The sequence below is a fragment of the Desmonostoc vinosum genome (assembly GCF_059505385.1).
In genome coordinates this window covers 18,110-42,256 of record NZ_JCACKM010000042.1, presented here as the reverse complement: position 1 = coordinate 42,256, position 24,147 = coordinate 18,110, and the positions used below count along the sequence as shown (strand labels likewise).

The following is a 24,147-nucleotide window of genomic DNA, read 5'->3' as shown; positions in this document are numbered from 1 at the left end:
ACTATGAAAAATTCTACTTATAAAAAACATTATATTTATTTTATCGGGGAAGAATTGCCCCAACCAGAAGCGCATTTAGTGCAATCTACAAATACTGCTAATGCCGCCGCCAATTTGGGTTACTCGACAGTTTTAGTCTATCCTGACAAAAAAGCCAAACCCACAAACCTAGTCAATCTAGCCCGTCCTTTTCAGCCAAGAAAAACACCAATAGAACTTGTTAAATATTACAACCTCCATAACAAGTTGCAAGTTGCCCCCTTACCGATGCCTTGGCCAATTGATCATTTCCCCAGTAAATTTACAGATTCTAACACCATCGCCTGCAAATATTATTTACCCTTTCACATCCTTCCAACTACCAAACTTGTCCACAGTCGCAACTGGAATTTCGTCAAAGCTGCCATTAAAAATGGTATTCCTGCAATTTACGAACATCACCATCACGAAGACAAACCATTTGATCCAGAAATAGTTAACAACCCCCTATTACAAATCGCTGTCACCGTTGTAGAAACAATCCGTGAAAGCATGATTAAAAACGGGATGCCACCAGAAAAAGTGATTAAACTACACAACGGTTTTAATCGCCTATTTATGGAAAGACAACCAGAAAAAGCCGCAGAATGGCGTCAAAAACTCTTGCGAGACGAAAGTCAAAAACTAGTAGTTTATGCAGGAGCAATACAGCAATTTAAAGGTATCGATATATTAATTGACGTAGCACAAGAAATGCCAAACGTGCAATTTGTCTGTGCAGGTGGAAAGCCAGCAGAAATCGAATCCTATCAGCAACTAGTCCAACAAAAGCAAGTTCACAACATTAAATTTCTAGGCTATATCTTACATCACGAATTAGCATCATTACTACAAGCAGCAGACATCTTAGCTCATCCCCATTGTTCTGGAAAAGCCGCAACTTTCACATCTCCCTTAAAACTATTTGACTACTTCGCCTCTGGAACCCCCATTGTCGCCACAGAAATTCCATCATTAACTGAATTTCAAAATACCCAAGCCATAGCTGCTTGGTGTGAACCAGATAACTCCAGCAAATTTGCCGAAAGTTTGAGGCGAGTCCTAGAAACTCATCCCCGAAAAATAGCAGGATATTCAGACAGCATCGAATTTGTCAAGCAATTCTCCTGGGAAAATCGAGCCGCCAAAATCCTGAGTTACATTGACAAATCTTTACTTCCGCCAATTATTAGATAAAGACGGGGGACGCGGGGACGCGGAGAGAATAGAAATTAAATTGGGATTTTTAAAGTGATGAGGAAATTTAGAAATGGCAAATATTCGTTCATTTAAGGAGTTAAGGGTATGGCAAAATTCAATAAATGTAGCCATGAGAATTTTTGAGTTAACCAAATATTTTCCAATAGAAGAACGCTACTCACTTACAGATCAAATAAGACGATCATCTCGTTCTGTAGCAGCTAATATTTCTGAGTCTTGGCGAAAAAGAAGGTATCCAGCAGCGTTTATCAGTAAGCTGAGTGATGCTGAAAGTGAAGCAGCTGAAACTCAAACCTGGATTGAAATTGCTACCAGATGTGGTTATTTAACCAGAGAGCAAACTTTGGATTTAGACAGGCAATGTGAAGAGTTACTTAGTCAAATAGTAGCTATAATTTCACACCCTGAACAATGGACAATCAATACCCATTCTTCCAAAACTTCATAATCTCATATTTTCTTCCTCTCCGCGTCCCTGCGTCCCCGCGTCTCAATTTGTTACTATACAAATTTTTAACATGAACATTACCGTAGGAATGATCAGCAGCTATCGAGGTTTAGAAACTAGAGTCGATTGGCTTTGGCAACAAACCCCACATCAATTTGGAACATGGAACAATATACAAATCCAAACACTAGCAGCAAAACCAGATTTTCTGCTAATGTATCAATTTGATTTTCCCCAACCAACACCACAACAATCTTGGTTTGAGCGCTTACGCAAACCCCAGAAACAATCAGTCACTAACATTGATTCTCTACTGCGTGGCGTCAACAAAGAACGGATTATTTACTTACTCAGAGAACCACCTTTAGAAGAAGTTTTAGAAATTACCAAATATAACTATCAAGAAGCCCATAAATATTGTGGTTACATTTCTGGGCCTGATGATTTTGCCCCCACTCCCGACTATATGCCTGCTATTTGGTATCACTCCAATTCATTTCAAGATTTAAATGAAATGCCACCTCCTCAAAAAGTTGCACCCTGTAGTTGGATTACTTCAGGAATTAACCGCACAGCCAACCATCGCCAGCGTTTAGACTTTTTGCGATCGCTACAATCTAGTAATATTAAATTTGATTTATATGGGCGCAATTTGCCAGACTGGGCGAGAAAATCAGGAGAATTGGGTAATAAGTGGTATGGCATGGCACCATACTATTACAATTTGGCAATTGAAAACTATGCTGATAATAATTGGTATGTGAGTGAAAAACTTTGGGATAGTTTACTTGCTTGGTGTTTGCCAATTTACTATGGTGGCCCTGCTGCTGATAAATTACTGCCACCAGGTAGTTTTTTAAGATTACCCAGTTTAGATGAAAAAGGTATTGCTTACATCCAAGAAGTTACAGCAACACCTGATTTTTGGTATGCAGCTAAAGATGCGATCGCCGAAGCACGTCAAATCATCTTACACAAGTTAAATCTGCTTAATTGGTTGTCAGACTTTGTTATTCAACACTGATAAATTATGAATGGTATTTGTACTCTTGCCAATGATTATGTTTTCGATCAACTGGTGGCTTTGCTCAATAGTATCGATGTGATATTAGGTAAAGAAACTCCAGTTTGTATCTATCCTTTTGACGATCAAACACAGCGAATTGCTGAGGAAATAGCTCAGCGTCCTCATGTATTTATTTACGAAAATCAAGAATCAATCAACCGCTGGGATCAATTTATGCTCTCAGCAGCACCAGAACGATTGAATCGTAGTAAATTCCGTCTTTATGGCGCTCACCGTCGTTTTTGTGCCTTTGATGGCCCTTTTGATAAGTTTATTTATTTAGATGCAGACACTTTAGTGATGAATTCACTGGCGTCTGTGTTTGCAAAGCTAGATAATCATGATTTTGTTGTCTACGATTTTCAATTTAAAGATGTTAGTAAAATCTACAATGTTAATTCTCCAAAATTACTAAAAGTTTTTGAGCAACAGCGGATTGATTCAGAAATATTTTGTTCTGGCTTTTATGGCTCCAAACGAGGAATATTTAACACCGAACAAAGGGATTGGTTGATATCCAATTTGCAAAGCGGTGAAGCAGAAATTTTATATGAAGGGGCTGGCGAACAACCACTGATCAATTACATGGTGATGAGGTCTAATCTTTCTATTTATAACTTCGCTCGCCAACTACCAGATGAACAAAAAACAGGATGTTCTGCCACATCAAAACATTTTGAAGAACGAGAACATATTTTATATGACAAAGGTAATCGATTAACTTACCTGCATTATATTGGTGTTCCCCCTAATATCAATCAAGCAGTGTGTGCTGGCGAAAATATTGAGTTTCCCTATCGAGATTTATTTCTCTACTATCGTTATTTACACGAGCCAGAAAAGCGTCCAGTTTTTACCAGCCCTCCCAAGAATTATTATGAGACTCCCACACCAAGTTTACTGACAAGAGCTTTGCAAAAATTGAAATTAATTAAACAAGGATAATTTATGAGTAGGGGAATTTATATAGTTGCCAATGACCGGGTAATTGATAATGCGATCGCTTTACTCAATAGCATTCGTTACTATGACCAAGAAGTGACCATTTATCTCATACCTTTTAATGACAAATATCACAAGGTTGCAGAACAACTTGCTACCTTACATAACGTGCAAATCTTCCCAGATTTAGAACTGCTTGAACAATTTACCAAACGCATAGGAGAAATTTTCGATCAAGCTTTCCTGGCTTTACCAAACAAAATGCGAAAATTAGTAGCATGGTTTGGCCCCTTAGATGAGTTTATTTATATTGATACTGATATTGTCGTTTTTGAAAAAATTGCTGACAATTTAGACAAACTTGCAGAAGTTGATTTCTTTTGTTGCGATTATCATCACGCTGGTGACAAGCTGCGAAACATCTTTTCTCCATTGGTAAAAGAGCAGCAAATTTTTACAGATGCTCAACTAGAAGATGTCTTTAATAGTGGTTTTTGGGCTTCTAAAAAAGGTGCTATTACTGAGCAACAAATGGATGCAGCGTTACGTGAATGTGCGATGCATCGCGAATATTTTGATTTTTCCGAAGGAGTTACAGATCAACCTGTTCTAAATTATCTCGTTCTCAAGCTAATTGCTAAACGTGGCAATCTCGTCAAAATTCCTGGAGGCGGGCCTGGCAGTTGGGCCGGTTCACGCAATTTTCAACAGCAAGATTATGCATTATATGACCGAGGACAGCGATTAAAATATCTTCATTGGGCTGGTACAAGGATGAAAATTGGTAGTCCTTATTGGCAATTATGGGAACATTATCGCTATCTTCATGAAGGTAAATTTGCTTTTATTTCTAAACTGACTCGCCGTTTTTTACCCTTTGTTGCTGCTCGCACTTAATATGAGGAGTATCTTATGATTGATGGTATTTACACCCTAGCCAATGATGTAGTTTATGACCAATTAGTTGCTTTACTTAATAGTATAGAAGCTAATGCAGGTAGAACAATTCCTGTTTGTGTAATTCCATATAATGAGCGATTAGATAAGGTAAAAGCAGAGATAGCAACTAGAGATAATGTTACCTTATTTGAAGATTATGCTTCAATATCTCGCTGGGAAGAATTTGGTACTCGCATCTGGCAAGCTCATCCTAGAGCATTAAAGCTTTGGCAAGAATATGGCTTACCAACAAATTATCGTATAGAAAGACATCGAAAACTTTGTTGTCTAGATGGGCCGTTTGATAAGTTTATCTTCTTTGATGGAGATACCCTACTGATGCAACCACTAGATGATGTTTATCAAAAATTAGATCAATATGATTGGATCACGAATGATTTTCAATATAAGTCAGATTTGAAGTATATTTTTGACTGGAAAGAAGATCAACTCCAAGACATTTTTCCCTATGAAAATATTAGCGATCGCATTTTTTGTTCTGGTTGGTTTGCTTCTAAAAAGCATATTTTTAGCGATACTACTTTAGCAACCCTTTTAGAAAATTTAGCAGCAGGCGAAGCTGATGCACTTGCATGGGCAGATTCTGACCAAACAGTTCTGAATTATTTGGTTTTAAAAAGTGGAATTTCTTACTATAACTACGCTAATTATGATGGGGCTACGGGTTGCCATTGGGCTTCCAAATTTAATGCTGTAGATAATATTCTTTATGACCAAGGAAGAAAGCTAACATATCTACATTATATGAGTGTCTCTTCTTCAGATTTTACGCGGCTTTGTGGGGGTGAAGATGTTGAGATTCCTTACCGTGATGTTTTCTTACATTATCGTTACTTAAAATCACCAGAAGAACGCCCTCAAACCTTTACAAAACCAAGCCAGCTAACACTTATACAAAAGTCTACCAACAAGTTTATTCAGCAAAGAATCAGTAATATCAAGTTGAAGTATCATAATTTCAAAAATAGAATCACCAATTAAATTTGCTCAGGAATTACAGTAAGGCAAATACATCAATAGACTTTATGATAATTTGACTGTCTAGAATAATGATGTATTATATGTTTTTACCGATTCTTTTGGTTGATTACAAGCATTGTCCACTTGTGGGTGCGACGGTTGATTATTATGCTTTCTTTACTGTTTCAAAACTTAAAACTAACAATTCCCACGGCCATAGCATTTACAATTATCGGCTATGGTGTGAGTCTGCCAATGAGTTTCCTTTTTAACCCAGAGGCGGCAAGGTGGCAGTTTGGTATTAGTCAAAACATGTTCATTGAAACAGAACAACTCCGCAATTTAAGAAAATTTCAAGCTACGGTAACTCTTGGTGGTACAGTTTTGGGAATCTTAATAGCCCAGACAACTTTCAGCATACACGCTTTTGCAGTTAGAGAGCGTCAGACTAAAGACTAATAAGCTAAAAAACATCTAAATTACATAATCAAATTAAATAAAACTCTTGTGGAGTGGGCATCTTGCCCGCCCTAATTATGCAAGTTATATGTGGAACAGCTTATCATCTTCGCTTGAAGACTTATCGCAATATTTGTATTTTTAAGGCAGGCTTTTCGGCCTGCCCCACAAAGTCTAATTATGTGGTGGTGTCTGTTCCGGTGGCGTTTCTGCTGGGGGAGCAAGTACCGCATCTGGGGCAATTTCCTCTACGGGAATTGGTTCTTTGTTCTCAGTTGCCACATCTACTTGCGCTGCTTCCACCAATTCGGGAGATGGAGAATTTGGTGGAATTACCTCCGGTATAATTTCAGTTTTTGTTTCTGTATCAGTGGGTATTGGAGTAGTTTTGTCAAGAATCTCTACAACGGATTGCTCTTTTGTTGTAGAACTAACAGTCTCAGGTTGTGCTGCCTTTGATGTCTTTTCAGTTGCGGGTTGTTTTACTTGTTTTTTCACACCGCTAAATGTGCTGCCTATATCCCGTTGCAACTGAGCAAGCCGTTCTTGCAGAGATAACTTATTTGCTTGTGTTTGAATTGTGGTTTTTACTGTCTCAGGGCTGGGTACTTGGGTTTGTTGCAAGAGTGGTGTCAATTGGCGACGTAGTGAAAGAGTTTGCCAACCAAACCACATCAAAAGAGCAACACTAGCTACATGACCTAACAGTAGTCCTCCAGTAATGCGCGGTGCAAACACCCATAGAACCAAGGCGTAGAAAAGTCCTACACCACTCCAGATAAAATCATTCTTACGATGGATTTCCGGAAAAAAGAAAGCTGCTAAGTAAATTGCTAAGCTACCAAGACCGATCGCTAAAGCTAGGACATACGCCAGCATTGTTGCTTACTCCTTTGACTAGGGACTAGGGGCTGGGGGCTAGGGGCTAGGGGTTGGGGATTTGGTACTGAGTATGAAATTTTAGGAAAAACTAATTTAGAAAATTAAATTTTTTCCCAGTCCCCAGTCCCTAATCCCCAGTCCCTAATCCCTCATTTTGCCAGTGAATTGTTGACTAAGATACAAATTAGAACCAATTATCTATGTTAGTTGTGGATTTTTGTCGTTTAGATTAACTCTTAATGTCTTCTTTAGAAGAGAAGCGAAAATCTCGGACTACCCTTAAAGATAAAAGGATCTGCAAGAGTTAGCCAAACAAATTTATGACACTACAAAGCTTTGGTGTGATTGGATTAGCCGTTATGGGTGAAAATATCGCTCTAAATGTTGAGCGTAATGGCTTCCCAATTGCAGTGTACAACCGCTCCCGAGAAAAAACGGATGCGTTTATGGCGCAACGCGCGCCAGGACGGAACGTCAAAGCCGCCTTTACCTTAGAGGAATTTGTTGCATCTTTGGAACGTCCCCGCAAAATTCTAGTAATGGTGCAAGCTGGTAAACCAGTAGATGCAGTGATTGCTCAACTTAAACCCTTGCTAGATGAAGGCGATATCATTATCGATGGTGGCAACTCTTGGTTTGAAGATACGGAACGACGCACCAAGGAATTAGAACCTGCCGGATTTCGGTTTATCGGTATGGGTGTCAGCGGCGGTGAAGAAGGTGCGCTGAATGGCCCGTCACTCATGCCCGGAGGTACAAAAAGTTCCTACGAATATCTCTCGCCAATTTTTAACAAAATTGCTGCCCAAGTCGATGATGGCCCTTGTGTAACCTATATTGGCCCTGGTGGTTCTGGTCACTATGTCAAAATGGTACACAACGGTATTGAGTATGGTGATATGCAGCTAATTGCAGAAGCCTACGATTTACTGAAAAATGCTGCGGGACTAGATCATAAACAGTTACATGAAGTATTCACGGAATGGAATACTACCGATGAACTCAATTCATTTTTGATTGAGATTACATCTAATATCTTCCCATACATTGACCCAGAAACGAATCTACCCTTAGTAGATTTGATTGTTGATGCCGCAGGACAAAAGGGAACTGGACGTTGGACTGTACAAACTGCACTGGAATTAGGAGTTTCGATTCCGACGATTACAGCGGCGGTAAATGCCCGGATTATTTCTTCGATTAAAGAGGAACGGGTAGCAGCATCTAAGGTGCTTACAGGCCCCAGTGGCAAATATGATGGACAAATTAAAGAATTTGTCAATATGGTGCGCGATGCTCTCTACTGCTCAAAAATCTGTTCTTACGCTCAAGGGATGGCACTGCTATCTACAGCTTCCAAAACATATAACTGGGATTTGAATTTGAGCGAAATGGCGCGGATTTGGAAGGGTGGCTGTATTATTCGTGCTGGCTTCTTGAATAAAATCAAGAAGGCTTTTAATGAAAATCCAGCATTGCCAAACTTGTTATTAGCTCCTGAGTTTAAGCAGACTATTCTTGATAGACAGGCTGCTTGGCGCGAGGTAATTATGACAGCAGCGAAATTGGGAATTCCAGTACCTGCATTTAGCGCATCTTTAGATTATTTTGACAGTTATCGCCGCGATCGCTTGCCCCAAAACCTCACTCAAGCTCAACGCGACTACTTTGGCGCACACACCTACCTACGTCTTGATAAGCCCGGTGCTGGCGCATTCCATACCGAATGGGTTCCCATTGCTGAAGCTGATAAGAAATAATCTTTCACTGCTCTAAATGGGCGTATTGTGCAAGGTGAAAGGAACTGGGGACTGGGGATTTGGTTGAAAGCGGAAAAATTATGGAATTCCGCTTTACCCAAGCACAAATTTTGTCACAATTTCCCAGTACTCAATACTGAAGCAAATTTCAGAATATCAATTATGTCATGACTCTGAGTTTCAGAGTCATTTTTTTGACCATATTCATAAGCTGTTCCACATATAACTTGCATAACCCTGTTTTGTCAGTTTGGGAGAAGCCTATCGCTGAAAGCCTTTTGGAGCTTTAGTTTTAAGCTTTTGGTTATAAATTTTAGTTACTGTTAGAAAATAAAGGCTCAAAGCTAGATTGGATGAAAGTTTCAGAATCTTGCTTTGATTATTACTTTCCGAGAGTGACATAAAAGGGATAATTAGGGCGGGCTTTCCGGCCATTGGCGTCAAGTTAACGTAGAACCGATGTCCCGCAAAGAACTGAAGTTCCTTGCTGATAGCAAAAGTCATCTCAAGATGACTGAATATCCCCCAAGATTTTGAGTCTACTTCAGTAGACTTGAGCTATTAGCCAAGAAATAAATTTCTTGGCGGGTGAGGAAGCCAACACCGAAGCTATTTCTAGCTTAAGTTGACACCAATGGCTTTTCGGCCCACCCCACAAGAGTTTTATTTAATTTAATTATGTAATTTAGATGTTTTTTAGCTTACCAATTCAAAATTCAAATCGTTAAGACGCAAAGATGTAATTTAAATGACTACTAGCTTATTCCCTGTTCCCTATCATTGAGATTTTTGAATCCAATCCAAAACTTCTGGGGTAATCAGTACGCCGCTTTGGGCTTCAACGCCAGAACCGCCGTCACTATGAACTGCTACCAATTTGCGAAACGTCTTGTCATTACTTGTGAATGTAACCCAAACTGGGCTACCTGAATGCCCATCTTCAGCTTGAGTCTGATAACCCAGTCTCATCCATCCACCTTTGACTGCTTTTGCATATTTGGGAAGATTTGCATTATCAACAGCCCCCCGACTTTCCCATTGATTAATCCCGTGTTTGGGTATTCTTGGTGTTGGGTACCCTGCAAGGCAGATGCTCTTTTTCTCAAGCAGTGTGCGATTAGTTGTAGAACTTAATATAGTGCGATCGCCCCAGCGTGAGCTACCCCAGTAGCCAAATTGCCCTTTTTCCCAGGGCAAACTGCCAAGACTAGTATTCAGTTTGATCAAGGCAATATCAAATAGTGAAGAATTAGAATCAGTTGGTGAAGAGGCAGAATTAATATATTGAGGGTGGATCTTGTAGCTAGATGCTCGGAAGGAACCCAAGGGTCTGTGACTTGTCAATAGCGCATTGATCAAATCGCTTTCATTATCGTCGTACACCTTTGCTAATCCACTTTTACTTTGGTGCATAGGGGTAACAAAAACCATTTCTGCCTTCAGTTGCTGACCGTCAAGCCACTTCTGTGACAACACATGTGCAGCAGTCAAGATATGTCGAAAACCAATCAATACACCAGTCGCTGGCCCATAAGTTACTGCTACATCCTTGTTCGATGGATGCGGAATCGTAGCAATAATAGAGCAGATAAATCGATGGGGCGAAACTTTTGGTTTAGTTACTTTCTCAAAAGTTTGCTTTTTTTGAGGCTCAGTCGTAGAGGTTTCATGTTGCAGCAGTTCCAGTTCAGCAGTAGAGATATTACTAGTTGGCTGCAACAAGGCAAGCAAAGTATTTTTGGGCAGGTCAATTGCTCTACCTAGTATGGGATGAGTGTATCTCTCCTTGATTGGAATCCAGATCCTAGCAAAACACTTTTTCTCACCTTTACTGGCAAGGCGCTGTTCCTTACCACAGCTAAAAGTTGGGTTAAAGCTAATAATCCCTTTGGGAAAGTACTTCTGCTCAAAACTGTTAGCAGGCTTTCTCCAAAACTTACGGTTTAGAGGGTGATTATTAATTTGTTGTGCCCACTCCAGTCGTTCGGCATTGGTTTTTATCTGATAAGCTGTTTGAGCAGTTGTGAGTAGACCTCCTTTGCCATGCTGGATTTCATAAAAGTAGCCTGGAGTTGGTTGATTTGTAACAGGTAACTCCGAATCGGATGAGGTGTTTAAATAAACACCTTCACTTTCCTCAAAATCCACTCCTTCTAAATCTATCTCAGATTCATGCCAAACTGCTTCTTGGTTTTCGGTTAATTCTAGATACGGCTGAGTGTCTACATCAAAATTATCGAGAAAATGGTTTTTGGGTTTTGAAGAATGTATCACTTCCCCAAATTCCTCATTGAAAACATCTTCTGCTTCTGTTTCATCAAGCAAATACTCCGAAAATTCCTGATTATTTTGATCATCAATATTTGATGGCTCTAATAATTCTTTAGCTAATATCTGTTCTTTCCAAAATATCCAAAATACATCTGCTCTAGCACCAAAGTTTTCAAGCTTAGCACAAACACGATTTGTTTTTACTTGATCCAAACTTGGCAAAGCTGGATTAAGTTCTGGATCCATAAAGCAAATATGGAAACGATCTACTCCATAAACAACTACAAAGTGAAAATAACTAGCTGTTGGTCGTTTAAAAATAACAATTAAATGGCTATGTCTGAGCATAGACACCCAATTTATTCCAGAAAGATTATAACCCTGTTCAAATTTTCTACACTTCAAACCAAAAACACGCTGAATCTCGTCCATCCCCTTTGGGAGTTTCAAACTGTCATCAGTGTTAACTAAGCCAAGTGGTTTCAAAAAGTTAATTACGTCTTGACCTGTTGGGAATTTTCGTACACCTTTAGTAACCATTGACCAAGAGGAAAATGCTTCTGCCCAACAGATATAACGATTTGCCTGATAACGAGATGGAGGGCGCATTCTCCAAGCACTTTCAGAGATTTCTGCTTCTTTTAATTCGTTAATAAATTCAGGTTCTATAGCCTCGAATGTGTTTATGGTTGACTTTACTAAAATATCTTTTTCATCAGAAATTCTATCTACATCCAAATCATTTGGACGTTCCCCCATTATCTCTGGTTCTAGTTGCTCTTGCTCTCCAGTCCAAGATTCTGCAAAGACTTCTTCTGCATATTCTGCTTGATCTAATTCCTCAGAAAACTCCTCATATTCTTCATCTTTTGGTTCGGTGATTGTCCCTTGTCCTGGTTCAAATGCTTGCAGGAAAGGGCTTTCTAGTTCAAACTTGGCACGTCGAGATTCCCACGCTTGTGCAGATTTTGTTGCTGCTTCATCGGTGAAAACCGTTTCATTTAAGAAGGGTGAATCAAACTCGTAAGCATCAGAATCAGGTGAAGAAATCATAGGAATCCCCTTATTTTTGAGGTCAATATTTTTTGCTTTTAAGTGTTCCACTGACGGCGCACTACCCGTTATGAATGAAACTCTTTTTCTTCCCCCACTCCCTACTCCCTATTTTGAATTGAGACAGAGCGTGCTTTCTCTTTCATGTTGCGACCTGTAGCTTGCGACCAGTAGGTAATAATTGTTCTCATTACCCTTTCTACTGGAGAACCAACGGTGTAGAAACCCGGAATTGCTAACTCATTGAGATAGATATCCGTTTCCAGTTGTGTCAAAATCCATGACATGCGATCGCTTAACAAAAAGAAATAGAAAGACCTGCCATGAGGTGGCATACTAACCCGCTCCCCAATTTTCTTTAATCGCTCCTCTTCACTCGCACCCTCAGCCCTCAAAGAATTCACAATCGGTGTATCAAACTCAACAGCTAGATGGAACCATGACATCATTGAGACATACCAGAATTCCTCACGAGATAAGTTCCCATTAGTGCGGCGTGTTCTCAGCATGTCATGTAATCTTTTTGCCAAATCAAGAATTGCAGCGTCGTCTTGGGGATTAGTGCCGCTAGTGTTATTTTGATTAGAAATTGCTACCCAAACTTCCCTGAGAAACTCTTCCCACGTACTGACAAAATCACGGTTAGCGGTATCAGGTTTGACATAAGGATAGGGTTGACCATTTTCCATGCCATGATTTAAGTCCATGCCAAACATCCGGTAGTAAGCATTACGACGCGACGCCCCGGAATCTGGACGCACATAGCTACCCACTGAGTAGATACTAAAGGGGGCTGCATCTCTGAAGAATAGTTCTTCTGTATTTCTCAACCAGTGTTGAGAACTAGCTAGAGGCACACCCAATTTTTCACCATGATGATATTCGTAAATGACTTTGCGAAATATGTCATAAATACGAGTATTTTCAATCAGATAAGCGTAGATTAAGTGATCCCACATCACTCCATTGCGGGGTGGGACACTAGCGGGAATACCAAATCGTTGTTGATTTCCCGTGAAGAAGTTAGGCAAACCCGTCTGAGGGGGTGCAGAGCTAAATAGAGTATTGAGTAAATACTCTGGCAGTCCAGGAATATCGCTCCGCCGTCTGGGATGGCCGAGTGATTCATTAGCCTCCCAAACTCTAAAGTCCCATGCTATTTCCAGCAGGGCTGAAAGTTCGCTAGGATGCAGGCGAAATAGGATTTCGGCTTTATTTCTAAAAGTAAGACCATCGGATGGTGTAGTAAAGCGTCTGAACATAAGTTTGGGGATTGGGGACTGGGAAATAAGGGTGTAATTGTATTGGGTAAATCCAAAATCCAAAATCTAAAATCGATTAGCTATGGATTGCTAGCCGCAGCTTTAGAATCGACGCGCGGTAAAATCCATCCTGGTAGAGGATCTGGTTTAGCTTGCCTATCTGTTAGTGCTTGCTTAATTTCCAAAAACTCTAATTGAGCTTGAGTTGCTTCTGATGATGTGGCTACCTCAACTGCTGGTTGTGATTGGGCATTATCTTGTCGAGTTTCTCCGTTTGTCATTGGTGCTGTCTCCTGGAATTTATTGGGTAATTGAATATGCTTAAAAATATTTTTCAATTGAGCAAATAAACTTTTGATCATGAATTGTTTAAGCGATCGCCTCCCCTGATTTTTATACCGCCTGCAAGGACAATCCCAGCCTCACCATCCAATCCCGTTGCTGCTGCAAAATCTCTAAAGATTGTTCAGGTAAGGTTGCTGCTTTATAGCCAGAGAGGGCGAGCAATCTTAATGCCTCTGTTTGCACCCAATGATGAGAGGTGTAGAGAGCTGAGCCAATCTGATATTCCAATTTCAGCAATGTCGATGGCTGTACCCTGCGAGGATCGATTAAATTCACCAGTGCTTGTCCACCAAGCGATCGCATGGGTGTAGATAACGCCAGTTCACTAATTTTTGGCAGCAATGGTAAAGATGTTTGCAACACAGCGCGAACGGTAGGGTGAGCTTGTTCGAGAAGATGACTATGACTCCACGAATAGGCGAGTTGATCCCAGGGGCCTGTGCCAAAAAACTGACGACACATCTCCACACCCAGCAATACACGGACATAACTTACAGGATGAGGATCGCCGGGAATGAAATTGAAAACAAATGCATCGCCCCCAGCTAGAACATCGTGCAACCCCGCAACAGCCGCGTATCCGGTGTAGACGAAGGCGATCGTATCTGCGGCAATTTCTGATGACCAACTGGCCCAAATTTGGGCCAGTTCTTTTGAATCGCTTGAGAGTTCCCGCTCTAGTATTGCTGCTAGTTCTTGATTCCAACCCAGAATATGAGCAATTTGATGTCCTGCCTCATGAATTAGAGCCGTTGGGCGATAGAGGTTATGCCGCACAATTTTAATGGCTGCAACGGCACTCTCTGTCTTTCCATCCCAAAGGCGTAAACCAGCTTTGAGGATTGATGCACCTAAACCTTGGTCGAGGTAAGTTAGAACAGGGGGCGTAGATTTACCTAATGGTTGTAGTAAAGGTGTCATACTCTTGAGGCAGAGCGCGTCACAGGCACGTAAGAGAGCAGAAATCGTGGGGTTTGTTCGGGTATTAATGGCATCAGCATAGAAGTCGAGCAAAATTTCGGTTCTAAGATAACGTTTGCGAAATTGAACGAGTTGATATTGAACTCGCCTAAAATCGCTGATTGTTTCTGCGGCATTCCACTGAGCCTGAAGGAACTTTGCTTGCTGATGCAGTTGATTAACGGCTGTGAGTAAATTTTGACGTAACACAATACCTAAATAGCGTTCAAGCCCTTCCCAAGCACTCAAAGAAGCTAAATCATCCAGGCTGCCGAGGCGTTGGGCTGCCATTACCCAATGAGCAACTTGACGGGCAATTTGCATTCGTAGAGTGTTTAGGGATTCTGAACTCATTTTTAGCTCCCTCAATCGGGTAATAAAAAAGGCAGGGGCAGCACTTCGACTTCGCTCAGTGACTGGGGCAGGGGGAAAGAGGCATTAGTCAAAACTTTAAACAAGACACAAGTTGTGCTTTTTCCAATCCCACGATATGGTGCGTGGGTTTCTCCTGCCTTCTGAAAAGATTGCGATCGCTTTACTCACGATAAAATCCTGCGAAAACTTGAATATTGGCGTCAGGCATTCCATCAGCAAAGCTGAAGCTATATAAACTTACGGGTTCTCCCCGAAAAGCTCGTCCTAATGTAGATAATCCCGGAGGATGATTGAGTCTGGCAATGAGAGTTACTCCATCTGCAAAATCTTCTGTAGCAGCAATAAAATCTTGAGGGCGTTGCTTCAAGTGGTCACTCAAAAATGTTCCCAACCAGTCAATTACCTGCTGGGTTAAACGTTCCGTCACAAATTGTGGTAACAACCTGAGTGCAGGCCCCCGTGCCAACTCTGGTGTCACTGCACCGTGAATGATTTTGACATGCCCAGCAAACTCACCCGACAATGCCATTTTTAGCTTTGGTTGCAGTATCGAATGCAGCAATGCCACAACCATGCCTATTGGGGTTCCTTGTCGAAGTCGCATGGCAATAGATTGAGCATCTGCTTCACTTAAAAAGACAAAGATTCGCAATTGATCGGAGGGAAAATCAAATGTGACACTGACTTGACTGGCTCGCTGGGTAATTGACTCTCCTTCTGGGGTAGGCATGACTTTGGGATGTGCCCCTGGAATTTCCAGGTAGTAAAGCCTTTGTCCGACAGCAGTTGTGGGTTGATGGTCAAGATAACGGGAAGCAACTTCACGCCCTAAACCAGCATGTCCTAGTAGCATTCCGGCAGCTTCTGGTGTGAGCGGATGCAGTTGAGAACGGGCTTCAGCAGTCCCTAATCCGGGAACGTATTTCTCTCCTTGACAAATCTGACTGAGCATTGTCCCTGGAATAGCTTCATACATGTGTAATTTGGCGATGATGGTGCGTCCAGGCGATAATCCCAGGCGATCGCGCAAGAATATAGTTAGGGGAACCCCACAAAATGTTTTAACTGTTCGTGCAATTTCCGGTGTAATTTTAACTTCCGGAATCCGAGTATATTTCTTGTAGCGTCTGCGTCCCCGCAGAGGCAGCATTACCCAAGTACCGCGAATGCCATTAGACTCACGCAGTTCTGGACGTTTTTCGTAGCTGTTTTCAGATAATACGGGTGGCAGATTTGCTGCTGCTGCCTTTTCAAAGGCTTCTAAGACAAAGCCTTCTAACAGTTCTTGGTTATCTAGTACATAATCTGGTAGCGTCGCCACATTCCTAACCGTCTCTTCAACTGTAGCGGCGATCGCTGCACCACCGGCATTAGCTTCATCTTCTGGTGTGACTTCCAATCCAAACAATCGCAAACCCACATCGACAATGGCTTGCGACAGTAGGGGAGCATACTTCTGACCAACAAAATTCCGAATCAGCTTTGCTAATAATTTGGCTAAAAATTTTACAACCCTTTGACGGCCAATGATTCGCAAGGCAATTCGTAGGGCTGCCATAATTACAGGCACAAAGTTTTCGACTGCGGGGGTAGGATCTTCACCATCCTTGAGTTGAGTGATTTGATGAATGAACTCGGCACGGGCGCGATCTAGGTTATCGATCGCATCTTCTGTAATGGGTTGTTGTGCTTCAGCTGCATAACTGGCAACCGTGGCATCCATATCTGCTTCGCTTTCCGCAAACAGCAGATTTGCAACCTGTTCATCAAACTCACGCTGAATTGCAGAGATGTCCTCAGTTGTATCTTCTCCCGACTCAGGTGATTGCAGTTCCCCAACTTCTTTTTTAAATAGACGCTTGGCCAAAGCCTGAGCCAGTTGGCGATACTGAGAAGGTAATCGATTCAGCGCAAACTTTAAAACTTTCTTTAAAAGTGGGCTAACGAACTTCCTCAGCCTCTTCAATACCCCAAACAACTTTTTCTTAACCCATCCTGCTGCTTTGCGAATTCCTTTGCCAACAGCTTTAATTCCTTGCTTAACCTTCTTGAAGACCTTTTTAACCGCCCCCTTAACCTTATTCTTGATTTTTCCCAAGAATCTTTTTGCCTTTCTCAAGCCCCTTTTAATTTTGCTCCAGAGTCCACCCTCAAATGAAGGTTCGTAGCGCTCAATAATTCCGTCTACCTCTGCCTCGCTTAGAGTATCCAGGTCATGTTGTTCCAGTTCATTAATTAACCCTTCAGTGAAAGCTTCTGCTGCACTAATTAAAGGATTAAAATGTGCTTCTAGAAGATAGGCTGCTTGCTGTTTTTGAGCGATCGCATCACCATATTCGCTGGCAAATTGTTCTTGATAAAGCTCAGTTGCATCATCTGCAAGTTCGGCGATCGCTTCGTTAAACTCTTCATCGTAGAGTTCATTAAGGAATGTTACATACTCTTCCATCTCAGGGGCAACAATTCCCTGGCTCTCTAAGGGATTTTCCAGTTCATATATAGATGGAAATGGGCTATCAGACTCAGTGAAGCTTGAGTCCTGCATTGCCTGCTCTGAAATGCCAGGTTCCTCATCAACAAACTGGGATGATGAAGGAAAAGGTGACTCAATCACCGTGTTTGAGGTTTGGGACTCGGAGGTATTTCCAACAGATGATGTCATAATCTTCTCCTTGCAGCTATGAAGCCTGCTCCTAGATTAAAGAAACTAGGACGAAGATGAAAGTACCCTCAAAGGTACTGTTCAATTAATTTAAGATATGCGTATCTTACCACTCGCTTTGCTTGCAGATGATCTCTGCGTTAGCAATCTTTATACACTACCTCACTGCAACAGTACTGAGTAAAATTCAATATTTACGATATTGGTCATTTGTTGGATGTTGTATAAAGGAAGTCTATCTCTATACAAAACGAATTATGAAAATTATTCATACTTTGCTTAGCCACTCTCTCATGGGTTTAGTAGTTTTGAGTGCAGCGACCGTATTTACCCAACCCACTAAAGCAGAAACAATTACCGGAGAACTAGGTAATGTACGGGCGGAAATGTCTTATGAAAAACCAGAGGAATATAAATATAAAAACATCAGATTACAAATTGTGCGCGGCGGTCAAACTGTTTTTAATCAACTGCTGTCACAAGACAATGAATATGACAGACCAATTGGAGACTTAACTCAAGACGATAAGTTACCAGTTCTAGATTTGGATGGTAACAAAGAACCAGAAGTTATTGCAGACTTCTTTACAGGTGGAGCGCATTGTTGTACTTATTCGTTGATTTATCGCTACGATCGCAAGTCTCAAAAGTACATTCAAACTCGCCATGAATGGGGTAATGGTGGCTATATACTCAAAGATTTAAATCAAGATGGACTGCAAGAGTTTAATAGTCGAGACGATAGCTTTGCTTATGCTTTTAGTTCTTATGCTGCTTCTGGCTATCCCCTGCAAATCTGGCAATATCGTCAAGGAAAGATGATTGACGTGACTCGTCGCTATCCTAAGTTAATTGCTAGTCATGCCTCAGAATTATGGCAAACCTATATCCAAGCGCAGCAACAAGGCGATGATGGCAAAGGTTTTTTAGCCGCCTATTTAGCAGATAAGTATCTGTTAAATCAAGGACAAGACGGTTGGCAACGCCTACAGAAAGCTTACAAAAAAAGCGATCGCAACAAGTACTTTGCAGATTTACGCAAGTTTTTACGCGAAACCAGATACATTAAGTAATTTGAATTCCACCCAAAATTGGGATGTTTGTTGGCGCTGTTACAGCTTCATAATTTTAAAGCGTTTAATATCCTAAAATACATTCACAAAATAAAACTAGTTCGTCACAAACATAAGTTTCTCTATCCTATGAGAGACTTGTTATTCTCCTAATACAATCACATTTTCCAAATTTTTTTATGGACTATCAGCCTGTAAATCAAGAGTAATTAAAAAGTCGGAATTAGCAAACAGGTACATTTTTGCGTAAAGTCATCATGTTTTTCAACGAAAACTTGGGAGTTTATACAGTTAGTGCGAAACTTAAAGTTAGGGTATATATTATCCCCTAAATCTGTTCTGCGTCCGTCCGTTGTTATTAGTATGGTTGCATCTTTATTGATTGGCGGCATAAGTTTTTATACAGTAAAACACTGGCAAAATTTTGCAAATCAAGAAGCACAAACGCCAACAAATTTACCAGATTTAAAAACAGTAACAGCTTTAGGACGAATCGAACCACAAGGGAAGGTAATTAAACTCTCTGCTGCGGTGTCTGCTGAGGGCAGTCGAGTAGAGGAGTTGCTAATTAAAGAAGGAGATAGAATCAAAGCCGGACAGACGATCGCCATCCTAGACAGCCGCGAACGCTTGCAAGCAGCCTTAAAAGAAGCGCAAGAGGGGGTAAAAGTAGCACTGGCAAATCTGTCTCGCATCCAAGCAGGAGCTAAACCCGGTGAAATTACCGCCCAACAAGCTGCGATCGCCCGTTTACAAGCTGAAAGCCAAGGTGATATTAATACTCAAGCCGCGACCGTTGCTCGATTACAAGCCACCGTGCAGAATGCCGCAACAGAAGACAAACGCTATCAGGCGCTGTATGAACAAGGCGCAATTTCCGCCTCTGGGCGAGACAGCAAGCGCTTAAATTTAGAAACTGCCCAAAAAAGCTTACAAGAAGCGCAAGCCCAGTTAAATCGCACCCAGTTAGCCAGTCAGCAACAAATTAAAGAAGCCACCGCCACATTATCTCAAATCACCGAAGTGCGAGGAGTAGATATAGAAGCAGCCCAAGCCGAAGTTAGTCGCGCGATCGCCCTCATGAATCAAGCACAAGTAAATTTGAAACAGGCTTATGTGCGATCGCCCCAAGATGGCCAAGTATTTGAAATCCATGCTCGTCCTGGAGAGTTGGTATCAAATGATGGTATCGCCGATATTGGGCAAACCAATCAGATGTATGTAATAGCCGAAGTCTACGAAAGCGACATCAGCAAAATTCGTCCAGGGCAACGCGTACAAGCCATCGGTGATTTCTTGCCAATTGAATTGCAAGGAACAGTAGACCGTTTAGGCTTACAAGTGCGGCGGCAGAATGTAGTTAACACTGACCCCGCAAGTAACATCGACAACAGAGTAGTAGAAGTCCATATTCGACTAGATAACTCCTCCAGCCAAAAAGCCGCCAACCTCACCAACATGCAAGTGAAAGCAGTAATTGAGCTTTGATGGGGAATTGGGAATTGGGAATTGTCATTTGTTATCTGATATCTTGCACCAGTCCCAAAAACCGCCATAGGTTAGAAACCTATGGCTAATAGCAAAAGTCCTCTCAAGAGGACTAAATCTCACAAAAAGCAGAGATTTTAGTCCACTTAAGTGGACTTAACCTAATAAGAGCGAGAATTTATTCTCTGGCGGGAGATTGGGCAGGTGCAAGATCTAAGTTATTGATCATTCCCCGTGTCCCCGTGTCCCCGTGTCCCCTCATCCCCCTCATCTCCCCACTCCCCACCCCCACTCCTATGAAGGGATTACTCCAACAGTTGCGACGGCGAACACCTTTAGGTTGGCTGCAATTGAGTCATGAAAAAAGTCGTTTATTAGTAGCGTTGTCAGGTATTGCTTTTGCCGATGTTCTCATGTTTATGCAGTTGGGCTTTCAAACTGCGCTATACGACAGTAACACTAGGCTGCATCGCAGTGTACAAGCAGACATTGTTTTAACTAGTCCACAAGCCCGTAACTTGCAAGGGATGTCTACATTTTCGCGGCGGCGATTATATCAGGCAATGGATATACCGGGCGTGAAGTCAACACAGGGAATGTATTTCAGCTACACAATTTGGAAAAATCCTCAAACCCGCCGTGAGACGGGGGTATTAGTGATTGGGTTCAACCCAGATCAGCCAGCTTTTGATTTACCCGATGTCAATCGGCAATTGCAGGCGATTAAAATGCCAGATACAGTCCTGTTTGACCGTGGTGCCAGAGGAGATTACCAAAAAGCGATCGCCCAAATTGACCAAGGTAAAATATTGACCACCGAAATAGAAGGGCGCACGATTACCGTTAGTGGATTATTCAAAGTTGGGGCTTCTTTTGGGGCTGATGGTAGCTTAATTACTAGTGATTTAAACTTTTTGCGACTATTTCCCAGGCGACAGTCAAGCAGTGTTAGTTTGGGTTTGATTCAGGTAAAACCAGGTTACGACCCCAAAAAAGTAGCAGCAAACTTAAAAGCCTACTTGAGAAATGATGTCAGAGTCTTAACCCACGCAGAATTTATTGAATTTGAAAACAATTTTTGGCGAACCAACTCACCCATTGGCTTTATTTTCAGCTTAGGTGTATCGATGGGGTTTGTAGTCGGGGTGATTATTGTTTATCAAGTCCTGTCTACTGATGTCAATGCCCACGTCAGAGAATATGCCACCTTCAAAGCAATGGGGTATAGCAATTACTACCTACTGAGTGTGGTATTTGAAGAAGCGTTAATTTTAGCTGCACTAGGTTTTATTCCAGGAGTAGCAGTTTCTTTAGGACTTTACCAACTAACTCGCACCGCCACCAATTTACCAATGTATATGACAGCACTTCGAGGATTACAAGTGCTGATATTGACCATCATCATGTGTACAATTTCGGGTGCGATCGCCACCCGTAAACTCCAAGCAGCCGACCCTGCGGATATGTTTTAGGGAATGGGTAATTCGTAATGACGCTCCTTCGTCGCTACCGCTGACGCTCGTACCTCGCTACCGCTTCGCTAACGCTAACGTAATTCGTAAGGGGAGAAATAACTCATAACTAATAAAACAAATGACAAACAAACCAGTTATTTCGATTAAAAATCTCGACCATTATTTTGGTTACGGTTCACTTCGCAAGCAAATTCTGCATAACATCAACTTAGAAATTAACGCTGGTGAAATTATTCTCATGACAGGGCCGTCTGGTTCTGGTAAGACTACGCTGTTGACTTTAGTCGGTGGATTGCGTTCTGCTCAATATGGTGGTTTGCGAGTGTTGGGACGAGAACTTGTTAATGCTAGCACTGCACAACTAATACAAGTACGACGCCATAATGGTTATATTTTTCAAGCACATAACTTACATGGCAGTTTGACAGCGCTGCAAAACGTCAGAATGGGTTTAGAACTGCATCAGCATATTGGCTTAAAACAGGTGCAAGCTCGGTCAATTCAAATGTTAGAGCAAGTAGGATTAGGAAATCATCTTCATTACTACCCAAACAAAATGTCTGGAGGGCAAAAACAACGGGTAGCTATAGCCCGCGCCCTAGTTAGTCATCCGCAAATCGTTCTAGCAGATGAACCCACCGCCGCCCTTGACAGTCAATCGGGTCGAGACGTGGCTAATTTGATGCAAAAATTAGCGAAAGAACAAGGTTGTACCATCTTAATGGTGACTCATGATAATCGGATTTTGGATATTGGCGATCGCATTGTCCACATGGAAGATGGCAAACTAGAAACCCACATCATGAACCACACAGCAAAGGCTTGACCAAAAACAAGGGAGTAGGGAGTAGGGTGTAGGGGGAGAAATAACCAATTCCCCATTCCCCAAATAGTCCCAACAAGTTTCAAAATAGTAAAGGAATTATGTAAATAGGCTACAAACACAATTCATCCGACACCTAAATTAAGGTGCCTACCATGATTGATTCCCTCTTCCATGCTTACATCCCTCTGTTTACCTGGATAGGCTTAGGACTTTTAATATCTCGATTGACCCCAGAAAATTTTCTCAAACTACTAGGTCAAGCGCTTTACTGGGTTGGAATTCCACTGCAACTTTTAGTTTTAGCACGCCGCACTAACTTATCTAATGGCGGATTGATACCTGGAATAGCAGTGGTCATCTTACTGCTGAGTATAGGTTTAGCAGTATTAATGTGGTGGGGATGGCAACTATTAACGAATCGAACAGTGCCATCAGAACCAGAAAGTCTAGATTTATCCATCGATACATCTTTAATTTCAACCCCTAGTAGGGATTCATCTGGTTTATCCGTCATAGATAAAACTGGGCTGAACTCTAATAAAAACCCTGATGATCCTCTGTTGCGGGCAAGTTTAGGCAGCTTTATCCTGGCTGCAATTTTAGGTAATACAGGTTTTGTTGGATTGACACTCACACAAGTGCTAACTAGCCCAGACAATACTGACTGGGCAGTATTATTTAGTGTTACTAACAACGTTGTTGGTACGTACGGTATAGCTGTTTTAATTGCTAGCTATTTTGGGAACAACCAAATCAAAAACCATTGGTGGACTCAGTTACGAGACTTAGCAACTGTGCCTAGTTTATGGACATTTTTTATTGGCTTGAATACGCAATTTATCAAATTGCCCGCAGCAGTTGAGTCAGGACTAGACCAAGCTGTCTGGGTTGTAATCGCCTTTGCTTTATTGCTGGTTGGTCTGCGACTAGGTAATATCCAAGGATGGAATAGTCTAGAAAGTGCCTCAATTGCCAGTGCGTTGAAAGTCTTTATTGTGCCTGCGTTAGTAGGATTAGGTGCTACTTGTTTAGGTGTGAGCGGTGAACAGCGTTTGGTACTCGTGCTGATGTCTGGAACACCTACCGGGCTTTCTGTACTAATTTTAGCTGAAGTTTATGAATTAGATCGGAACCTGCTAGCCAGCAGTATTGCTTTGACTTTTATAGGGTTATTTCTGGCGCTTCCTCTCTGGCTTGCCTGGTTCGGCTAAATCATCCCAAACTGGAATCAGGAGGTATTGTTTGAGCGACTGTTGGCTTAGTGTAATACGGGCTGTGCCTGCGATCGCTGTTTGATTCCACAATCGCCCAAATTTAATTCCGGGAGAATGTTAACAGTTGCCATTACATAATCTCCCATAGATAGAAATGTAATAATTTTTGATAAAAATTACATATATTAAAATCCCAAATGTATTTTCAGTCAAGCTAAATAAAGGTTAAACTAGCCGTTGTTGCCTAAAAAACTATGCTTTTAGGTAAACCGTGCAAGCGCCTTAGCGCTAATCTAGCCAAATCCATTTTCATTCCCAATGGCATATACCCCGGTTATCAGAGTTCAATTTCTAAGGCGCTTGGTGAAATTTCTGACCTGCAAAAACATTTGCAGCGGTTAGGAAACACTACTAGTAATAAGCTAGT

19 protein-coding genes are annotated in these 24,147 nt (G+C 41.5%); 13 read left to right on the top strand and 6 right to left on the bottom strand.

The features are described 5' to 3' along the window. Positions 1–3 precede the first annotated feature (3 nt). The 7 genes from AC5JMF_RS07310 (at position 4) to AC5JMF_RS07280 (ending at position 6,074) form a co-directional block, all read left to right on the top strand. A complete protein-coding gene (locus tag AC5JMF_RS07310) occupies positions 4–1,215 on the top strand; it encodes a glycosyltransferase family 4 protein (RefSeq protein ID WP_495795041.1) in 1,212 nt (403 codons plus the stop codon). Between the two features lie 73 nt (positions 1,216–1,288). Continuing rightward, on the top strand, positions 1,289–1,687 hold the full coding sequence (locus tag AC5JMF_RS07305; RefSeq protein ID WP_495795040.1) for a four helix bundle protein: 399 nt from the start codon (positions 1,289–1,291) through the stop codon (positions 1,685–1,687). Positions 1,688–1,757: 70 nt separating this feature from the next. Continuing rightward, positions 1,758–2,711, top strand: coding sequence for a glycosyltransferase family 10 domain-containing protein (locus AC5JMF_RS07300; protein WP_495795039.1), 954 nt, complete (start codon positions 1,758–1,760; stop codon positions 2,709–2,711). 6 nt (positions 2,712–2,717) lie between these two features. Further along, complete coding sequence (locus AC5JMF_RS07295) at positions 2,718–3,698, top strand: Npun_R2821/Npun_R2822 family protein (protein WP_495795038.1); 981 nt, start codon at positions 2,718–2,720, stop codon at positions 3,696–3,698. A gap of 3 nt (positions 3,699–3,701) precedes the next feature. Next, positions 3,702–4,592: an Npun_R2821/Npun_R2822 family protein gene (locus AC5JMF_RS07290; protein ID WP_495795037.1), complete on the top strand. Its 891-nt coding sequence runs from the start codon at positions 3,702–3,704 to the stop codon at positions 4,590–4,592. A gap of 15 nt (positions 4,593–4,607) precedes the next feature. After that, the gene (locus AC5JMF_RS07285) at positions 4,608–5,636 is read left to right on the top strand and encodes an Npun_R2821/Npun_R2822 family protein (RefSeq protein ID WP_495795036.1); all 1,029 of its coding nucleotides are present in this window, start codon (positions 4,608–4,610) and stop codon (positions 5,634–5,636) included. Between the two features lie 147 nt (positions 5,637–5,783). Then, positions 5,784–6,074: a hypothetical protein gene (locus AC5JMF_RS07280; RefSeq protein ID WP_495795035.1), complete on the top strand. Its 291-nt coding sequence runs from the start codon at positions 5,784–5,786 to the stop codon at positions 6,072–6,074. A gap of 174 nt (positions 6,075–6,248) precedes the next feature. Here AC5JMF_RS07280 and AC5JMF_RS07275 read toward each other — a convergent pair whose 3' ends face one another. After that, positions 6,249–6,953: a Ycf66 family protein gene (locus AC5JMF_RS07275; protein ID WP_495795034.1), complete on the bottom strand. Its 705-nt coding sequence runs from the start codon at positions 6,951–6,953 to the stop codon at positions 6,249–6,251. A gap of 323 nt (positions 6,954–7,276) precedes the next feature. Between AC5JMF_RS07275 and gnd the strand changes: the two genes are divergently transcribed. Further along, positions 7,277–8,716, top strand: coding sequence for a decarboxylating NADP(+)-dependent phosphogluconate dehydrogenase (gene gnd, locus AC5JMF_RS07270; RefSeq protein ID WP_495795033.1), 1,440 nt, complete (start codon positions 7,277–7,279; stop codon positions 8,714–8,716). A gap of 777 nt (positions 8,717–9,493) precedes the next feature. Here gnd and AC5JMF_RS07265 read toward each other — a convergent pair. The 5 genes from AC5JMF_RS07265 to AC5JMF_RS07245 all read right to left on the bottom strand — a co-directional run bounded on the left by AC5JMF_RS07265 (position 9,494) and on the right by AC5JMF_RS07245 (position 17,644). Then, positions 9,494–12,040: a trypsin-like serine peptidase gene (locus AC5JMF_RS07265; RefSeq protein ID WP_495795032.1), complete on the bottom strand. Its 2,547-nt coding sequence runs from the start codon at positions 12,038–12,040 to the stop codon at positions 9,494–9,496. 101 nt (positions 12,041–12,141) lie between these two features. After that, positions 12,142–13,302: a hypothetical protein gene (locus AC5JMF_RS07260; RefSeq protein WP_495795031.1), complete on the bottom strand. Its 1,161-nt coding sequence runs from the start codon at positions 13,300–13,302 to the stop codon at positions 12,142–12,144. 80 nt (positions 13,303–13,382) lie between these two features. Further along, complete coding sequence (locus AC5JMF_RS07255; protein ID WP_495795030.1) at positions 13,383–13,583, bottom strand: hypothetical protein; 201 nt, start codon at positions 13,581–13,583, stop codon at positions 13,383–13,385. Positions 13,584–13,695: 112 nt separating this feature from the next. After that, entirely contained in the window at positions 13,696–14,961 is a 1,266-nt protein-coding gene (locus tag AC5JMF_RS07250) for a hypothetical protein (protein ID WP_495795029.1), read from the bottom strand. A 181-nt stretch (positions 14,962–15,142) separates the two neighbouring features. Then, positions 15,143–17,644, bottom strand: a complete 2,502-nt coding sequence (locus AC5JMF_RS07245) for a hypothetical protein (protein WP_495795028.1) — start codon at positions 17,642–17,644, stop codon at positions 15,143–15,145. A 257-nt stretch (positions 17,645–17,901) separates the two neighbouring features. On the opposite strand from AC5JMF_RS07245, the gene AC5JMF_RS07240 reads away from it, so the two are divergent. From AC5JMF_RS07240 to AC5JMF_RS07220, 5 genes are all read left to right on the top strand, one after another. After that, positions 17,902–18,717, top strand: coding sequence for a hypothetical protein (locus tag AC5JMF_RS07240; RefSeq protein WP_495795027.1), 816 nt, complete (start codon positions 17,902–17,904; stop codon positions 18,715–18,717). 294 nt (positions 18,718–19,011) lie between these two features. Beyond that, positions 19,012–20,205: an ABC exporter membrane fusion protein gene (locus AC5JMF_RS07235; RefSeq protein ID WP_495795026.1), complete on the top strand. Its 1,194-nt coding sequence runs from the start codon at positions 19,012–19,014 to the stop codon at positions 20,203–20,205. A gap of 296 nt (positions 20,206–20,501) precedes the next feature. Then, positions 20,502–21,677 (top strand): ABC transporter permease DevC, encoded by a 1,176-nt coding sequence (devC, locus tag AC5JMF_RS07230; RefSeq protein WP_495795025.1) that lies wholly within the window; start codon positions 20,502–20,504, stop codon positions 21,675–21,677. A 121-nt stretch (positions 21,678–21,798) separates the two neighbouring features. Further along, entirely contained in the window at positions 21,799–22,506 is a 708-nt protein-coding gene (locus tag AC5JMF_RS07225; protein ID WP_495795024.1) for a DevA family ABC transporter ATP-binding protein, read from the top strand. 152 nt (positions 22,507–22,658) lie between these two features. Beyond that, positions 22,659–23,717, top strand: a complete 1,059-nt coding sequence (locus tag AC5JMF_RS07220; RefSeq protein ID WP_495795023.1) for an AEC family transporter — start codon at positions 22,659–22,661, stop codon at positions 23,715–23,717. Positions 23,718–24,147 lie beyond the last annotated feature (430 nt).

Bases quoted from the DNA above. Each gene is read 5' to 3' on its own strand.
- devC (WP_495795025.1), top strand. From the start codon at position 20,502: ATGAAGGGATTACTCCAACAGTTGCGACGGCGAACACCTTTAGGTTGG.
- AC5JMF_RS07255 (WP_495795030.1), bottom strand. From the start codon at position 13,583: ATGACAAACGGAGAAACTCGACAAGATAATGCCCAATCACAACCAGCA.
- AC5JMF_RS07300 (WP_495795039.1), top strand. From the start codon at position 1,758: ATGAACATTACCGTAGGAATGATCAGCAGCTATCGAGGTTTAGAAACT.
- AC5JMF_RS07310 (WP_495795041.1), top strand. From the start codon at position 4: ATGAAAAATTCTACTTATAAAAAACATTATATTTATTTTATCGGGGAA.
- AC5JMF_RS07305 (WP_495795040.1), top strand. From the start codon at position 1,289: ATGGCAAATATTCGTTCATTTAAGGAGTTAAGGGTATGGCAAAATTCA.
- AC5JMF_RS07225 (WP_495795024.1), top strand. From the start codon at position 21,799: ATGACAAACAAACCAGTTATTTCGATTAAAAATCTCGACCATTATTTT.
- AC5JMF_RS07280 (WP_495795035.1), top strand. From the start codon at position 5,784: ATGCTTTCTTTACTGTTTCAAAACTTAAAACTAACAATTCCCACGGCC.
- AC5JMF_RS07260 (WP_495795031.1), bottom strand. From the start codon at position 13,302: ATGTTCAGACGCTTTACTACACCATCCGATGGTCTTACTTTTAGAAAT.
- AC5JMF_RS07265 (WP_495795032.1), bottom strand. From the start codon at position 12,040: ATGATTTCTTCACCTGATTCTGATGCTTACGAGTTTGATTCACCCTTC.
- AC5JMF_RS07245 (WP_495795028.1), bottom strand. From the start codon at position 17,644: ATGACATCATCTGTTGGAAATACCTCCGAGTCCCAAACCTCAAACACG.
- AC5JMF_RS07250 (WP_495795029.1), bottom strand. From the start codon at position 14,961: ATGAGTTCAGAATCCCTAAACACTCTACGAATGCAAATTGCCCGTCAA.
- AC5JMF_RS07295 (WP_495795038.1), top strand. From the start codon at position 2,718: ATGAATGGTATTTGTACTCTTGCCAATGATTATGTTTTCGATCAACTG.
- gnd (WP_495795033.1), top strand. From the start codon at position 7,277: ATGACACTACAAAGCTTTGGTGTGATTGGATTAGCCGTTATGGGTGAA.
- AC5JMF_RS07275 (WP_495795034.1), bottom strand. From the start codon at position 6,953: ATGCTGGCGTATGTCCTAGCTTTAGCGATCGGTCTTGGTAGCTTAGCA.
- AC5JMF_RS07285 (WP_495795036.1), top strand. From the start codon at position 4,608: ATGATTGATGGTATTTACACCCTAGCCAATGATGTAGTTTATGACCAA.
- AC5JMF_RS07290 (WP_495795037.1), top strand. From the start codon at position 3,702: ATGAGTAGGGGAATTTATATAGTTGCCAATGACCGGGTAATTGATAAT.
- AC5JMF_RS07220 (WP_495795023.1), top strand. From the start codon at position 22,659: ATGATTGATTCCCTCTTCCATGCTTACATCCCTCTGTTTACCTGGATA.
- AC5JMF_RS07240 (WP_495795027.1), top strand. From the start codon at position 17,902: ATGAAAATTATTCATACTTTGCTTAGCCACTCTCTCATGGGTTTAGTA.